This window comes from Acinetobacter sp. 24-47-67 (genome assembly GCF_056779735.1).
This window is the reverse complement of sequence record NZ_JBWYIK010000001.1, coordinates 763200-777920: the sequence shown is the minus strand read 5'-3', so window position 1 is coordinate 777920 and position 14721 is coordinate 763200. Positions and strand designations below refer to the sequence as shown.

Genomic DNA, 14721 nt, shown 5'->3' with positions numbered 1-14721 from the left:
ACCAGGAACAACAGTAAATGTCGTTGTTAAAGACAAAGACGGTCAAGTTGTTGCAGAAGGTCCAGCGACAGTTACAGGTGACACATGGACATATACACCATCAGTTGAATTGGCAGATGGCGAATATGACGTAGTTGCAAAAGCGACAGACAAAGCAGGTAACACAGGTGAATCTCAGCCAGAGAGCTTCGAGGTTGACACAGTAGCGCCTGAATTAACCATCGATGAGCTTAAGCCAACAAACGATACCACTCCTGAAATTACTGGTAAAACAGAACCGGGAGCGATAGTTGATGTTGTGATCAAAGACAAAGACGGTGAAATTGTCTCTGAAGGTAAAGCAGAAGTTGATCCAGAAGGTAACTGGACGTATACACCGACTGAAGAATTACCAGAAGGTCATTACGATATAGAAGTAACTCCGACTGATAGGGCGGGTAACAAAGGTGATACTTCTAAAGAACAGTTAGAAGTTGATACAACACCTCCTTCTGACATTACTATTGATCCAATTGGTGGTGATGATTTCGAATCGAATGATCCTCAACCGGAAATTACAGGAACAGGTGAGAAAGGTTCGCTAGTGGATATCGTGATCACTGGTCCAGATGGCTTCGAAGAGAAGGCAACTGTTGAAGTTGGAGAAGATGGTAAATGGTCGTATAAGCCAGAAGCTGAGTTGGAAGAAGGTGACTACAAAATCGAAGCTACTCCTAAGGATGAAGCTGGAAACGTAGGTAATCCAACTGAACAAGATTTTGTAATCGACTTGACACCACCAGATATCGATATTGATCCGTGGGAAGATGATAATGATCCTTGGTTAGATATCGATCCTTGGGATGATGAAGAAGCAGCATGGGACGTGAGTGAAGCTGCATCTGTACAGGCTGTATCATTAGTTGCTGAGCCTCAAATTGCTGCATTCTCTGCTTTCGCTGCACGCTCACTATTTGTAGCTGAACCAGTAGTAACAGCATCTCAAGTAACGGCGGTTGATCCAAGTATTAATTATACTAATGATCCACAACGTACGATTAGTGGTAATACAGTAAATCCTAAAGAGGTAGCTGTAGAGATAAAAGATGCTAACGGTGCTGTGGTATCTAGTGGTTTAGCAGTGTTGTCTGCAGGCCGTTGGAGTTATAAACCAGCAGAACCTTTAGCAGATGGTATATATACACTTGTAGCCACTGCACGTGATGCTGCTGGTAATACTAGCCGTACAGTTTCTTTAAAATTTGGTGTAGATACACTTTCACCTGATTTGTCAGTTGAAGAGTTATATCCTACAAACGATACTACTCCAGCAATTTCTGGTTCAACTGAACAATATTCTAAAGTTCAAGTCGTGATTAAAGATAAGAATGGAAATACTGTTGTAGATGCACCAGCTTCTGTAGATAGCTCAGGCAATTGGACATTTACACCGCCAAGAGATTTAGCGGATGGAAATTACACAGTTGAAGTAACATCTACTGATTTAGCTAAGAACAAAAAAACTGAAACTCAGCAATTAACAGTTGATACTCAAGCTCCTGATGCTGTGATTATTAATCCAATTACAGATCCAAGTGACTTGAAACCAGTATTAACAGGTAAAGCTGAAGCGAATACTACTGTCGAATTAGTGATTAAGGACTCTACAGGTCGAATTATTGATTCTGCACTTGTTCCTGCTGATCAAAATGGTAATTGGACATATCCAATCAACAATAATTTACCAGAAGGTACAATTATCGTTGAAGCTAAAGCGATTGATGAAGCTGGAAATATCGGTCCTTCATCAAGCATCGGCTTCGATTTGGATGTAACTCCTCCAGATGCTCCAACGGCAACATTTAATGCAGATGGTTCATTAGTAACAGGTACTGCACAAGCTTTATCAACTGTTAAAGTAAAAGATGCAAACAACAACGTGATTGGTACAACCACTGCGGATAGCAATGGAAACTACTCAATTAAGTTGATACCAAGTTTGAATGATGGACAAAATGTATCTGTGACCGCTTCTGATGTAGCGGGTGAATCTGCACCACGTCAAGTGACTGCTCCAAACATTCCGTTGGATGCCATTGATAATGTTGCTAAAGCTGGTATTGAATACGAGTATCCTGTTACAGAGAAATTCATTAAAGATGCAATTTCTTATAATTGGTTGATTGGCTTCGCCGGTTTTGCGATTGGTAAAACAAGTGGTGCTACAGAGTTTACAATTGGTGCAAACAAAACTGCAGATGTGCAGCTTCAAGTAAAATCAGCATCATGGGGAACATTATTAGACTCAGTATCAATTGTTCTTTACCAGCAAAATAGTTCTGGTAAGTGGGTACCAATTGCCAATAATAAATCTGCAGGATTATTTGATTTCATCGGCTTATTTGGAGAAGTTGCTCATATCAATTTAGAAGATTTACCTGCAGGTAAATATTGCATAGAAATGAGTAATGGTAACCTTGCTTCTTTACCAGGTTATGTACAGACTAATTTAGTAATTAAAGAAACTAATACAAGTACAACGCCTGTTGTGAAGTCAATCACTGAAGCGAAGGGTAATGTCATTACTGATCTTGATGCTGTACATGGTAAAGATCTTGTAGTTGCCGGTGCTGTTGTGAAAGCTGTAAATGGTGTTGCGATTAATGGTGCAACAACAATTAAAGGCGAGTTTGGTACATTAACTATTGATGCAAACGGTACATATGCTTATAAGCCAAATGCAAACCTTAACGCGATTGGTAAAACGGATGTATTTAAATACACGATTACTGATCCTGTAACTGGTAAGTCTGATACAGCTCAATTAGTACTTCAAATTGATTCTAAATCAGGTTCACCATTGGCTTGGAGCAAATTCACACCAGAAGCAAACGCGAATGATGCTGATGCATTGGCGAATGAAACAGCAGGTAAGTTTAATTCTACTTACTTGAATGAAACAGTTTCTGCTAAAGGTTTGGATAAGTTGATCTTTAATGTGTTAAATGACAACAGCCATAACGGTGGTAACGGCGTTGACACAATCAATGACTTCCAATTAGGCAGCAATGTGAAGATTGATGTTTCTGAGTTGTTATCTGATAGTGCAACTGCTCAAAACATTGATAAATTCATCTTTGTCGAGAAAGACGGAAACAATACGAAGTTAAGTATTGATCGTGATGGCGCAGGTACAACTTATAACAAGGTTGACCTAATTACTTTCAACAATACTGATGTTTCACTTCAAGACTTGTTGAACAAAAACCACTTGTTGTTCTAATAGACTAATGTGAAAAAGAGGAACTTCGGTTCCTCTTTTTTTATTCAAGAATAAAAAAAATGGGACATTTAAAATGTCCCATTCATTGTCTATAACTTATTTGAGTAGATTAAGAAAATTTAAATAATGTTGTACGAGGATTTGTTCTTGTTCCAATATTGGTGTATGACCTACACCTTTTAAGATGATAGGCTCTTGAGCATTTTTCAGTAATCCTTTCAGTTCAGCTGCAGCTTCTACATTAATAATTTGATCACGATCTCCCCAAATGATGAGTGTTGGTTGATCGATTGAACGAGCAGCTAGCGCAAATGTTTCAGGTGTAAATGATTTGGACATGAGAATAAGTTGCTCAACGAGTTTCGTGTTATTCGTAACATTGGATATCATGAGCTTTTCTTGTTCGACTTTCAGTTCGTTCGGTATAAATGGAGGTTGCTGCGTAGCAATTTTAAATAATCGATCAAAATCTCCAGGTTTAGAAACGATAAAATTTTTGAGTAAGTTTGGGTCTTTTAAGTAAGGCGTATTGGCAGATTTAAATACACCTGCACTGTTAATGAGTAGTAATGATTTAGTATCGATTGGATACTGCGCAGCATAAAGTAATGCTACAGCACCGCCCATGGAGTGACCGGCAACATTTAGATTTTGATCAACATGAATGGCTTCCGCAAAGCGACGTAATTTTTCGGTTAGATTTGGAATTGAATAATCAAAATCTGCAGCTACTTTACTATCACCTTGTCCAGGTAAATCAGGGATAATGACGTGATAATGTGGTGTCAGATAGCGAGCGACTCGGTTCCAATTATCCCGACTGCCTGCAAGACCATGAACAAGCATAAGTACTGGTTTGCCTTTGGTTCCACCTTCACTGTAAGCCCAATCGATGTCGGAGACTTTAATGCGCTTGGTATTCAGTCCAGCCCAAGCACGTTCTTGTTGTAAAATATTTTGTATATTTATACTGCTTGGCGCGGCTTGAGTTGTCGATGTAATAGAGATTGTACCGACTGCAATTGAAGCAGCAAGTAAGTGTGAAAATATCCTTTTCATTGTATTTCTCTGTGTATTGTTATTGTGCAAATTTAGATTAAGTGAGTCTGTTATGAAATGCATTTGCTCAAATCAATCATCCGATAAACTATAGGTCAATTATTGATGAATCGATCAGTATCAGCGGAAATGGCACAGTTGATCTTGGCCACAGTATCACAAATTCCTTATGGGAAAGTAGCCAGTTATGGTCAAATTGCTGCGATGTCAGGACTGCCTAAACATGCCCGTTTGGTTGGTCGTGTTTTGAATCAATTAGATGTGAGTAGCGACTTGCCTTGGCATCGTGTCATTAATGCGCAAGGTAAAATTAGTCATCTGCGTTTGGATGATCAAGGTTTTAATTGCCAGCAAGCTAGATTGCTTAAAGAGGGTATTGTGTTTAACAATGGCAAAATAGATTTTAAAGTTTTTGGATGGTTCGAGTAGCTCCGTATGATGGTATACGGAGCTATCAGTTATTATTGCTTTACGACAAAAACAGGTACATTGACTTCAGTGATGAGGCTTTGTGCGACACTGCCCATAATTAATTTCTTGAATCCTGAGCGACCGTGCGAGCTGATAACAATCAGATCAATATTAAGCTCATCAATTGACTTCATTATTGTGCGGTGAATACTTTCTCCTTCGAGTATTTTAGTCTCTACGTCTACTCCATATTCATTAAACTTTGCTTTAGCTTGAGCAAGGTTGTCTTCAATAAATTTTCGTGCTCGTTCAATTAAAAGATTTGACTGCCCATCTGAGAGATATTCGGCTGCGATATAGGGATCGAGTGTCATCACTTGAACAACAGTAATTTTACTGTTAAATGCTTTAGCCAATTCAACAGCATGCTGAACGACGTTGAGTGCTACTTCAGAACCATCCACTGGAACGAGGATATTTTGATAACTCATGTTGTTCTCCTTTTTAACCGTTCTGTTTAAAAGTGTATAAGTTCATCATAGACGTTAATTGTTCAAAATAAAACCAAGTGTAAAGCTATGTTTTTTTATATTAAGTTATAGTTTTTAATTTATTGTCGTAAAATTTTAGAGGTATAAGATAGTAACGAACTATGAAGAATGAAATCTGATTAACTGAATCATAAAAAGATCAATTTGAAAATATTGTGATGGGTAGAGATGTAATTAAGGATGCGTCAGATATCTTTATAAAGTATGGAGTCTATAATTAGAATTAAAAAGTATAAGCCTTACTTTAGCGACTATATTTTGAAAACCCACTCCGTTTGAGTGGGTTTTTTATGTCTTTAAGAGTGATAATGATAAGATATTTGGAAAATAAGCAACTGAATTTTAACAACAATGAAAGATTATCCAGTAAATATCATTCATGAAGATTTAGAGAATATTGAAATCGCTTGGGAAGGCGATTTATGGGATCGCCGTCGTCTAGGTGAGCAATTAGAACGTTATGTAGATCGCTTAAATTGTGGTGCTGTTCTAGCTTTAGATGCTCGTTGGGGTGAAGGTAAGACCTGGTTTGTCAGACATTGGAAAAAGCATTTAGAAGATCAAAGTCACCAAGTTGTTTATTTAGATGCTTTCGCCAATGATTATTTAGATGATCCATTTTTGACGATTGCAGCAGAGATTAGCCATGCTTTGAACGATGTAAATGAGATCGATGATGCTGATATTAAAGATTTTAACTCTAAGACTGCTTCGGTATTAATTTCTTTGGCGGCTGTCATGCCATTAATTGCTGCAAAAGCAGGTTTGCATTTGGTAGGACTAGGCGGTGCAGGTGAAGCTTTACAAGAGGTCTATAAAGAGGGCAAAGATGTATATGACACAGCAAGTGAAGAAATAGCCAATAAAGTTAAAGAGCACATTGAGAAGAAGATTGAAAATCATCATATCGAAAAGCAAACCATTCAAGATTTTAAGCAAGAGCTCGCTGAACTTGCTGCAAAATTAGAAAAGCCATTGGTATTTATTATTGATGAGCTAGATCGTTGCCGACCTGATTTTGCTATTCGTTTAATTGAAAGGATTAAACATTTTTTTGACATTCCAAAAATTGTTTTTGTTTTGGTAATGGATAAAACCCAATTTTCAAAAGTGGTTTGTCATAACTATGGTTATGATGAAAGTCTTGGTGAAGAATATTTAACAAAGTTTATTGATTTTACTGTTGAATTTCCTAACTTAGGAAAGACGCAGTTGTATGAAGAGGTAATAGCACAGCAGTTATATCGTATCGGCGAATTAACATCTGTAGATACTAAAAATGAATTGTTTTTTTGGATTTTAAGTTTGCAATCTAGCAAAGAATACAATTCTAGAGAGTTGGTGAAAAAAATTAATCAATATGCACTCTTGAGAACAAATGATTTCAAGCTTAATCTAATTTTAAATGCTTTCATCTTTGATGAAAATTTTAATATTTCAGCTAATTATTTGCATAAGATAATTGATTATTTATTCAACTATTTAAACGGCGATAAAAATGGATATACGACAAAATCTTATTTTATCCGACAGCAATTATTGAACGAAAAAAATATCGATGACATTATTATTTGCAATTTGTATGAAACACTTTTAGATATAGAAGAAAGATTTAAGACTGTAGGGCAACAGGATCATAAAAATCAAACTCTTCAAAGATTCTTGAGCCCTTATTGTATTAGTAAATTAAAAGATATTAAGGATTTTAATTCGATTTGGATGCAATATATAAAAACAGGACTATTTGAAAAATATTGATAATTTTTCAATATCATCGGTCTGCAACTGTTCACGCATTTTTAAAAACTGCTTTTCATCTAAGTCATATAACTTAAGAGAAAGCAATTTTTTAATATCTTGTTCAGGGAAACGGTATTTAATAATTTTAGCAGGTACACCACCGACGACAGCATAAGGCGGTACATCTTTGGTCACGACTGCACCTGTAGCAACGACTGCACCTTCACCAAGTTTTACCCCTTGCATAATCATGGCACGACTACCAATCCAACAACCATCACCAATGACAGTATCGCCAGCAGGCACAAAACTACGCGTATCAAAAGGAAATGCTGAAATCCAGTCGGTACGGTGTAACTGATTTCCACCCATCATGATGACACACTCAGCGCCAAAACAGACAAAATTACCAATATAAAGCTGATCGATGGGTTTTTCTGGTGTCGAAGCTTTGTCATGTAGATAACGCACTACACAACGCTCAAAACCTTGATCCCAATAGGCTGAGTAATAACTGTAATTGCCTTTAATATGAATATTCGGATTTTTGACTGTTTTAGAGATAAATTCGAATTCGCACCAGTGATTGATAGGGGAGTTGATCAGCTTTTCAGACATGGTGAAATAAAAGGAGAATATTTTAGGGCATTATATACCAATTAAAACTTACATCCTGAATAAAAACTTTTATATTCATTGAGCATTAGAAGAATGGAAAAGCTATGTTTGTTGAAACAGAATTTAGAGAAGATAGACCTGAAGAAATATATAGAATAATAAAGGAGTATCCTCTTGCATCTTTGGTCGCACAGACCCAAACAGGGTTAATTGCTGAACATATCCCGCTCATATTAGTAGATGAACAAACATTGAGAGGACATGTTTCATTGCAGAATACACTATTCAATCATTCGATTTTGAATAATCAAATACTATGCATCTTTAAAGCAGAGGATGCTTATATTTCACCGAATTATTATCCTTCAAAATTTGAAGATCACAAAAAAGTACCTACTTGGAATTATCAAGTCGTACACATTAATGGTGAAATTCAGTTTTATCATGATCAGAAAACTAAACTTGCAGTATTAGGTCAACTCACCCAACAACATGAACGTATCACGAATGGTAAAAATGCTTGGAAAATGGCAGATGCACCAAAAGATTTCTTGATGGAAATGCTCAACCATTTTGTTGTATTTGAAATTAAAATTGAAAGAGTCATTGCTAAATCAAAACTAAGTCAAAATAGAGAGGAAAAAGATTTTCGTAATGTTATTACGAAGCTTCATGAAGCTGGAAAAGTGCATCTAGCAAAAACAATGAATCAATTAAAATGAAAATAAAAAACCCCTCATCAGAGGGGTTTATAGCCTAAAATCTCAAGAATTAAAGATATTCTACGCTCACAATTTCGTATTCAACTTCACCTTGAGGTGTCGTAATTTTAACTTCATCGCCTTCATTTTTACCCAAAAGACCACGCGCGATAGGGGAATTCACAGATATTTTGTTAATTTTAAAATCTGCTTCGTCGTCACCAACAATTTGATACGTCTTACGTTCTTCAGTATCCAAATTTTCAATTGTAACTGTCACGCCAAAAACAACGCGTCCATTTTGCTCAAGTTCTTTAACGTCAATCACTTGTGCAGCACCCAATTTTCCTTCGATATCTTGGATACGGCCTTCACAGAAACCTTGTTGCTCACGTGCAGCGTGGTATTCCGCGTTTTCTTTAAGATCTCCGTGTTCACGTGCTTCAGCAATCGCTGCTGTAATACGAGGACGATCTACAGTTTTAAGTTGGTGTAATTCTTTCTCAAGCGCTTCTTTGCCTTGAGGTGTCATAGGATAACGTTGCATAGTTGTCCCTCAAAAAAGTAAGTATGAAAAATACTAAGTCTATAAATGAAAAAAAGCCCGCCACCAAGAGGTGGCGGGACTTCTTGGTAGTGTATTAACCTACTGTTTGTAAGTCTTGCAAACGATATACATCCATTGGCAATTTGATTGCTAAAGCTTGGCAAACTGCATCTGCACCATTAAGGGTAGTCGTATGATAGACCTTACCTTGAAGTGCAGAACGGCGGATTGAGAACGAATCCTGCTGAGCTTGTTTACCTTCTGTTGTATTGATAATGAGGTGTATTTCGCCATTTTTCAAGCGGTCCACAATATTTGGACGACCTTCAGTGACTTTATTTACACGTTCACATTCAATACCAGCCGCTTTGATGACATCGTAAGTGCCACCAGTAGCAAGTATTTTGAAACCAAAGCCAGTAAGTTGTTTTGCAATACCTGCTGCACGTGGTTTATCAGAATCACGTACAGAGATGAACGCATGTTTAACTTCACCTTCCGTTGGAAGACCTGGTAAACGCTCATTTGCACCTAATACAGCTTTATAGAACGCTTCACCAAATGTTTTACCAACGCCCATTACTTCACCTGTAGATTTCATCTCAGGCCCAAGGATTGGATCAACTCCAGGGAACTTGTTGAATGGGAACACTGCTTCTTTAACAGAGAAGTGCTCAGGGATAATCTCAGTCGTGAATCCTTGAGACTCTAAAGATTGACCCGCCATACAACGTGCAGCGACTTTCGCTAAAGACTCACCGATACATTTAGAAACGAATGGCACTGTACGTGATGCACGTGGGTTCACTTCTAAAATGTAAACGTCTTCGCCTTTAACAGCAAACTGTACGTTCATTAAACCAACAACACCAAGCTCTTTAGCCATCGCGATAGTTTGACGGCGCATTTCGTCTTGGATCTCATTTGACAACGAGTATGGAGGAATCGAACATGCAGAGTCACCTGAGTGGATACCTGCTTGTTCGATGTGCTGCATGATACCGCCGATCACCACATCTTTACCGTCAGATACGCAGTCTACGTCAACTTCGATCGCGTCGTCTAGGAAGCGGTCAAGAAGAACAGGGGCATCGTTAGAAGCTTGAACAGCATCACGTAAATAGCGACGTAACTCTTCATCGTTGTATACGATTTCCATCGCGCGACCACCAAGTACATATGATGGACGTACTACAAGTGGATAGCCAACTTTCGCTGCTTCAGCCATACCTTCTTCAGCAGATTTTACAATGCTGTTGTTTGGTTGACGAAGTTGCAGACGTTGAATCATTTGTTGGAAACGTTCACGGTCTTCTGCACGGTCAATCGCATCAGGAGATGTACCAATAATTGGTGCACCAGCTTCTTCTAAAGCACGAGCCAATTTAAGTGGTGTTTGACCACCGTACTGTACGATGATGCCTTTTGGCTTCTCAATACGTACGATTTCTAACACATCTTCAAGTGTAATTGGTTCGAAGTACAGGCGATCAGATGTGTCATAGTCAGTAGAAACCGTTTCTGGGTTACAGTTCACCATGATTGTTTCATAACCGTCTTCACGCATTGCAAGCGCCGCGTGTACACAGCAGTAATCGAATTCGATACCTTGACCAATACGGTTAGGACCACCACCGATCACCATGATCTTGTCTTTGCTAGACGGGTTTGATTCACATTCGTCATCGTAAGTTGAATACATATACGCTGTGTCTGATTCAAACTCAGCAGCACAAGTATCTACACGTTTGTAAACTGGGGTTACGCCCAAGTTCCAACGATGTTTACGGAATTGTTTTTGTGAAATACCCATCAAGTTCGCAATACGAAGGTCAGATAAACCTTTACGTTTAAATGAACGGATGTTGTCCGCATTTAGATCGCCAAAACCTAAAGTTTTGATTTGGTTTTCTGTTTTGATGATGTCTTCGATTTGGATCAAGAACCATTTGTCGATCTTAGTCGCTTGGAATACATCTTCTAATGTAAAGCCGTGACGGAATGCATCAGCAACATACCAAATACGCTCAGGACCCGGAACACGAAGTTCTTGTAAGATTTTCTCACGCGCGCCTTCAGCACCCACTTCGATTTTTTCATCAAAGCCAGTTGCACCCACTTCAAGACCACGAAGTGCTTTGTTCATAGACTCTTGGAAGTTACGACCAATCGCCATCACTTCACCAACAGATTTCATCTGTGTAGTTAAAGTTGCGTCAGCTTGTGGGAATTTCTCAAAGTTGAAACGTGGAACTTTAGTTACAACGTAGTCAATCGCAGGTTCGAATGATGCAGGTGTTGTACCACCAGTGATGTCATTTTTAAGCTCATCAAGGGTATAACCAACCGCTAATTTCGCAGCGATTTTCGCAATAGGGAAACCAGTTGCTTTTGAAGCCAATGCAGAAGAACGAGATACACGTGGGTTCATCTCGATCACAACCATACGACCAGTATTTGGACAAATACCAAACTGTACGTTAGAACCACCTGTTTCTACACCAATCTCACGTAACACTGCTAAAGATGCATTACGCATTAACTGATATTCTTTATCTGTTAATGTTTGTGCAGGTGCAACAGTGATTGAGTCACCTGTGTGTACGCCCATTGGGTCAAAGTTTTCAATCGAACATACGATGATACAGTTGTCGTTTTTGTCACGAACAACTTCCATCTCATATTCTTTCCAACCAATTAAAGATTCATCGATCAATAATTGTTTAGTTGGAGAAAGATCGAAACCGCGTTCACAGATTTCAAGGAATTCTTCTTTGTTGTATGCGATACCACCGCCTGAACCACCCATAGTAAATGATGGACGGATAATCACTGGGAAGCCGAAACGTGCTTGAATTTCTAAAGCTTCTTCCATTGATTCAGCGATTGCTGCTTTTGGACATTCAAGACCAATTTTACGCATTGCTTGGTCGAAAAGTTTACGGTCTTCCGCTTTTTCGATCGCTTCTTTCGTTGCACCAATCAATTCAACATTGAATTTTTCTAAAATGCCATGCTCATCAAGGGCAAGGGCACAGTTCAATGCAGTCTGACCACCCATTGTTGGAAGAACTGCGTCTGGACGTTCTTTCTCAATGATCGCTGCAACAGTTTGCCAAGTGATTGGCTCGATATACGTTGCATCTGCCATTGCAGGGTCAGTCATGATCGTTGCAGGGTTAGAGTTTACCAAAATTACACGGTAACCTTCTTCACGTAATGCTTTACATGCTTGTGCACCTGAGTAGTCAAACTCACACGCCTGACCGATAACAATTGGACCAGCACCAATAATTAAGATGCTTTTAATATCCGTACGCTTTGGCATTATTTGCTCCTCAATTACTTCTTAGATGCTTCAATAAGTTCGATGAAATGATCGAACAATGGTGCGCAGTCATGTGGACCTGGGCTTGCTTCTGGGTGACCTTGGAAACTAAACGCAGGCTTATCTGTACGATGAATCCCTTGAAGAGTTTGATCGAACAATGATTTGTGCGTCGCTTTAAGGTTTGCAGGTAATGTTTCTGCATCCACTGCGAAGCCATGGTTTTGAGAAGTAATCATCACTGTACCATCTTCAATGTTTTGTACAGGATGGTTAGCACCATGGTGACCATGAGGCATTTTCACCGTTTTAGCGCCAGAAGCGAGAGCAAGAATTTGGTGACCCAAACAAATACCAAATACAGGTACGTTACGAGCATCTTCAACAATTGTTTTTACAGCTTCAATTGCATAGTCACATGCTGCAGGATCGCCAGGACCATTCGATAAGAATACGCCATCTGGATTTAGAGCAAGAACTTTTTCAGCAGGAGTTTGTGCAGGTACAACAGTTAATTTACAACCGCGGTCTGCGAGCATACGTAAGATGTTGGTTTTGACACCGTAGTCGTATGCAACCACATGAAATTTTGCTTCTGGTTGGGAGAAACCTTGACCTAATTTCCAAGAACCTTCAGTCCATTCGAAACCGTTTGGATCACAGCATTCTTTCGCAAGGTCTAAACCATTCAGACCGCCGAATGCACGAGCTTTTTCTAAAGCTTCTTCTTCTGTAATATTTTCACCAGCTAAGATACAACCGTTTTGTGCACCTTTAGCACGTAAAATACGTGTCAGTTTACGTGTATCAATGTCAGCGATAGCGACAACATTGTGAGATTTTAAGTATTCGCCTAAAGATTGCGTAGATCGGAAGTTGCTGTGCAATAAAGGTAGGTCACGAATGATCAATCCGTTTGCCCATACTTTATGAATTCGACCTGACTCAGCGTCTTCATCATTACAACCTGTGTTACCAATGTGTGGATAGGTAAGCGTAACAAGCTGTTGTGCATAACTTGGGTCAGTCAAAATTTCTTGATAGCCAGTCATGGCAGTGTTGAAAACGACTTCACCAGTCGTACTACCCGATGCACCGATTGACGTTCCTTTAAAGATCGTACCATCGGCAAGGGCTAAAATTGCTGGGGTGCTCAAACCAAAGCTCCTGAAATTTAGGCTGTAAAAAAGCGAGTAGACGAAAAAAAAGGAAGGCTACTTTAAAACCCACCCTCCTTACATCTGCTCGCTTGAACTTAACACGGCATTATACGCAAACACCTTGATAAAGTCCACGTAAATAAACCTGAATTCGTCAGATATATACCTTGTAATTTGTTTAAAAGTCTGCTTTTTAAACTTTGGACAAAAGTCTAAGAATGTAAGAATTATTTAATAATTCAAAAGTTAAGTTTTATCACGATGTATCAAAATTTATGTAGACTTACAATTAATAAGCTAAGTTTATGAAACAGAATAACAAAGCTTCCAAAAAGCTGATTTGTTAAATAGAACAAATGTTGAAGTTGCTCCAAATGCTTCCTAAAAGTTCGAAAAAAGTACTGATTAGGTCAATTTACCAGTATTTTAGAAAGGACTGATTAAATATGGAAAATAGAGGTAAATATTGAATTGCTTGTTAAAAGCGTTGGTTCAATTATTCAAAGATGAAATTGGTAGTTAGCATGCTGGGTTTTAAAAATTAAACCGAGATCGAATTTAAAGAGATTTGACGCTACTTCGGTGTTTGTGAAGAAATATTTAAGAGCAGATTTGGCTGTTCAAGTGATTAAGGACAATTTTGAAATTAGAAATGAATAACAGGAATTACAAATATAACTAGATATAACACGTTGAGATCAGCTGTATAAAACTTAACTCTAAAAGAGGTCGGAAGAGTCTACAACTATAGAACTTAAATATTGGGGTAAAAAAATAGTGAGATTAAATCTCACTATTTTTTTTAAAACTGATGCAACCAATCGCGCTTGTTATGGAAGTCAGCTTCAGGACTACTATGCTGCATAGCATAATAATGTTTAGCTTGCGATGTGTTTAATACAGCGGATAAGCCAATAAAAATATCCTGCCATTTCAATTTATGTTTTAACATAAACTCCGTTAGATCAAGGCTCACATTTAAACCATAGTGCGTCTTTTTGAGTGAATTCAGTTCTATGTCATAAGCTGCTTGAGGTGGCATATCTTCAGGGTAACGATACTCTTCAAATTGATACGCTTGCCAAGCTTGAGAAGGGGAGAGATTGACTTCACGATAAAAGTCCTGATCTTTCACCCCAATGAAAATTTCAAAGCAGGTTTCTTCCCAAAGAAAATCTCGTCGTGGATGACCAGCTACAATTTCCGGATAAACTAAGTATTGATTTGGGTCACGTAACCAATAGCCCACATTTAGTGTGTATGGACTCGCTTGTTCAATTGCACCAACCAAGGAGATATCAAAGTAACGGTCAAAAGAATTTAGTTCGTAACTTGCCATTCAAT

At 38.4% G+C, this 14721-nt stretch carries 11 protein-coding genes; 4 read left to right on the top strand and 7 right to left on the bottom strand.

Annotated features, from left to right (window positions below):
- The coding region (locus AC1M9K_RS03930; RefSeq protein ID WP_481588557.1) for a BapA/Bap/LapF family large adhesin at positions 1-3262 on the top strand (3262 nt) is incomplete at its 5' end.
- Between the two features lie 96 nt (positions 3263-3358).
- Here the strand turns inward: AC1M9K_RS03930 and AC1M9K_RS03925 are convergent.
- A complete protein-coding gene (locus AC1M9K_RS03925; protein ID WP_092765922.1) occupies positions 3359-4321 on the bottom strand; it encodes an alpha/beta fold hydrolase in 963 nt (320 codons plus the stop codon).
- Positions 4322-4426: 105 nt separating this feature from the next.
- On the opposite strand from AC1M9K_RS03925, the gene AC1M9K_RS03920 reads away from it, so the two are divergent.
- The gene (locus AC1M9K_RS03920) at positions 4427-4750 is read left to right on the top strand and encodes an MGMT family protein (RefSeq protein ID WP_481588556.1); all 324 of its coding nucleotides are present in this window, start codon (positions 4427-4429) and stop codon (positions 4748-4750) included.
- Between the two features lie 32 nt (positions 4751-4782).
- On the opposite strand, the gene AC1M9K_RS03915 is transcribed toward AC1M9K_RS03920, so the two are convergent.
- Positions 4783-5223 (bottom strand): universal stress protein, encoded by a 441-nt coding sequence (locus tag AC1M9K_RS03915; RefSeq protein WP_481588555.1) that lies wholly within the window; start codon positions 5221-5223, stop codon positions 4783-4785.
- A 411-nt stretch (positions 5224-5634) separates the two neighbouring features.
- Between AC1M9K_RS03915 and AC1M9K_RS03910 the strand changes: the two genes are divergently transcribed.
- Positions 5635-7041, top strand: coding sequence for a KAP family P-loop NTPase fold protein (locus AC1M9K_RS03910; protein WP_481588554.1), 1407 nt, complete (start codon positions 5635-5637; stop codon positions 7039-7041).
- Here AC1M9K_RS03910 and AC1M9K_RS03905 read toward each other — a convergent pair.
- Positions 7024-7641, bottom strand: a complete 618-nt coding sequence (locus AC1M9K_RS03905; RefSeq protein ID WP_481588553.1) for a CatB-related O-acetyltransferase — start codon at positions 7639-7641, stop codon at positions 7024-7026. The genes AC1M9K_RS03910 and AC1M9K_RS03905 overlap by 18 nt on opposite strands.
- 104 nt (positions 7642-7745) lie before the next feature.
- Between AC1M9K_RS03905 and AC1M9K_RS03900 the strand changes: the two genes are divergently transcribed.
- Positions 7746-8363, top strand: coding sequence for an FMN-binding negative transcriptional regulator (locus AC1M9K_RS03900; protein ID WP_481586559.1), 618 nt, complete (start codon positions 7746-7748; stop codon positions 8361-8363).
- A 49-nt stretch (positions 8364-8412) separates the two neighbouring features.
- Here the strand turns inward: AC1M9K_RS03900 and greA are convergent, their stop codons facing one another.
- From greA to AC1M9K_RS03880, 4 genes are all read right to left on the bottom strand, one after another.
- Positions 8413-8889: a transcription elongation factor GreA gene (gene greA / locus AC1M9K_RS03895; protein ID WP_035266896.1), complete on the bottom strand. Its 477-nt coding sequence runs from the start codon at positions 8887-8889 to the stop codon at positions 8413-8415.
- A gap of 94 nt (positions 8890-8983) precedes the next feature.
- The gene (carB, locus tag AC1M9K_RS03890; protein ID WP_481588552.1) at positions 8984-12217 is read right to left on the bottom strand and encodes a carbamoyl-phosphate synthase large subunit; all 3234 of its coding nucleotides are present in this window, start codon (positions 12215-12217) and stop codon (positions 8984-8986) included.
- Positions 12218-12231: 14 nt separating this feature from the next.
- Positions 12232-13374, bottom strand: coding sequence for a glutamine-hydrolyzing carbamoyl-phosphate synthase small subunit (gene carA, locus AC1M9K_RS03885; protein ID WP_035266900.1), 1143 nt, complete (start codon positions 13372-13374; stop codon positions 12232-12234).
- Between the two features lie 805 nt (positions 13375-14179).
- Positions 14180-14716 carry a DOMON-like domain-containing protein gene (locus AC1M9K_RS03880; protein WP_180028122.1) on the bottom strand — a complete coding sequence of 179 codons (537 nt, stop codon included), beginning with the start codon at positions 14714-14716 and terminating at the stop codon, positions 14180-14182.
- Positions 14717-14721: the final 5 nt, after the last annotated feature.